Below are 2073 nucleotides of genomic sequence, written 5' to 3' on the forward strand. Positions count from 1 at the left end.
CACAAAACCTAACCTTGATCCTGTCCCAAACCCTGTCCGGGATTTAGCGGGATCCCTGTCCCGTATTTACTGAAATGCCTGTCCGCGATTTAGTGAAACCACTGTCCGGGATTTTCCGAAACACGCACAAGTGATCCTGCACATGCTGCGGATTGGCGCCACCCAGCGATACGTCGATCCGCTCGCCGCCGGGATCAACGACCTGCAGGAGATGTCGAAAACGCACGAGGCGATCTCCAAGGCTAAGACGCAGACATGGCATCGCATCCTGACCCACTACCTGCCGCTCTATTTCCCGGAGATTGAACGCTTCGCTGGCAACAGCCGATCCGACTGGTTCCTTGCTCTGCTCGAACGATTCCCGACTCCAGCCAGCATGACTGTGCTCGGCCAGGAGACTTTCTCCCGCGAAGCATGGGACTTGGTCGGCCGCAAGGTGTCCAAGGCCCGGCTGATCAACGATATCTACGAGACCGCCTGCGCCTCCGTGGCGCTACCTGTCGACGAGGATTCCGTCTCGATCGCTATGTTCCGCATGGTCATCACACAGGCTCGCAGCCTGATCCGGCAGCGCGATGAGATCGAGCGAACGGCGCATGCCATGCTGGCCGAAAACCGCGATTATCAGCTCCTGCGCATGATCCCTGGCATTGGGCCCATCAATGCGTTGACCATTCTCGCCGAGGCAGGCGATCTACGCCGCTTCAGCCATCACCGTCAGTTCCTGAAGTTCTGCGGTCTTGATCTTGCGACCCGGCAGTCCGGTACATTCCGAGGCCGCACGATGCTGTCCAAGTACGGTAATGCGCGATTGCGGCGGACCTTTTGGATGGCTGCCCAGGTCGCCGCACGTCAGCGCAACAACAGTTTCCGCGACAAGCTCGGACGATACACTGCCGGGCACGCGGATGATGCCGATCGTCGCCGCAAGGCGATGACGGCGCTCACCGCCAAGATGGCGCGCGTTGCCCATGCCGTCATCAAGACGGGGACAGAGTACCGACCGTTCCTTGAACGGTCGGATGCCAGGTGGAAGGACCCCTCTCTGCAAGTGCCGTGAGGGCGCGAAAGCGACCCTGTAGATAATGTTCGGGCCTTCCACCTGGGTGCGTATCTCGTTCTAAGGACGGTGAGGACCACGGCCGCTTCGGCGCCGCTGGATCCTGTGTTTGCTATGGCAGGGAGCGATCCCGTTGACGGTGGAAGCCATCTGGCTCAGAATGCATGCCTCGCCGCTCAATGTCGGCGCATAGAGATCTGTTGACCAAATCTCGCTTTCCTTCGTGACCCAGGACGTTATCGGAGCGTATATGTGCCGGAGGGCCGCGCGAGATGAACAGGTCGGCTAAGGCCGCCAGAACATCCTCATGCTTGAGCTGACGCGCCACGACGAGCGCCAGGCACTCCCGGCTGGCCTCATCGATGATGGTCAGGATGCGGAACTTGCGGCCATCATGCGTGCGCCCTTCGACGAAGTCGTAGGCCCATACATGTCCCGGATATTCCGGCCGCAGGCGGATGCAGGATCCGTCATTGAGCCATAGACGCCCGCGCTTTGGCTGGCGCTGCGGAACCTTCAGCCCCTCACGCCGCCAGATCCGTTCGACCCGCTTATGGTTCACCGTCCAACCCGCATGGCACAGCAACGCCGTCACCCGGCGGTAGCCGTATCGACCATATTGCTTTGCTAGTGCGATGATGTCCTCCGTCAGCGCCTGCTCGTCATCCGCCCCGCGCGGCACCTTGCGCTGCGTCGATCGATGCTGACCCAGCACCCGGCATATCCGTCGCTCGGATACCGGAAACTCTCGTCGCACATGATCAATGCAGCGTCGCCGCCGCGCGGGGCTTAGAAGTTTAGCTGCGCTGGCCTTCGGCTCCCTTGGCTGCCTCCTGCAGGATCAGCTTGTCCAGCGTCAGGTCCGAGATCGCCCGGCGAAGACGCTTGCGTGTTTCGGAAAATCCCGGACAGTGGTTTCACTAAATCGCGGACAGGCATTTCAGTAAATACGGGACAGGGATCCCGCTAAATCCCGGACAGGGTTTGGGACAGGATCAAGGTTAGGTTTTGTG

At 60.4% G+C, this 2073-nt stretch carries 2 pseudogenes; one reads left to right on the forward strand and one right to left on the reverse strand.

The features are described 5' to 3' along the window. Positions 1–115: 115 nt before the first annotated feature. Positions 116–1082, forward strand: a pseudogene (locus EWH12_RS21755) (IS110 family RNA-guided transposase); the annotation flags it as partial. Between the two features lie 213 nt (positions 1083–1295). Here the strand turns inward: EWH12_RS21755 and EWH12_RS21760 are convergent. Further along, positions 1296–1944 (reverse strand): annotated as a pseudogene (locus EWH12_RS21760) (IS3 family transposase); the annotation flags it as partial. Positions 1945–2073: the final 129 nt, after the last annotated feature.

The sequence above is a fragment of the Sphingobium cupriresistens genome (genome assembly GCF_004152865.1).
Classification (GTDB): Bacteria; Pseudomonadota; Alphaproteobacteria; order Sphingomonadales; family Sphingomonadaceae; genus Sphingobium; species Sphingobium cupriresistens.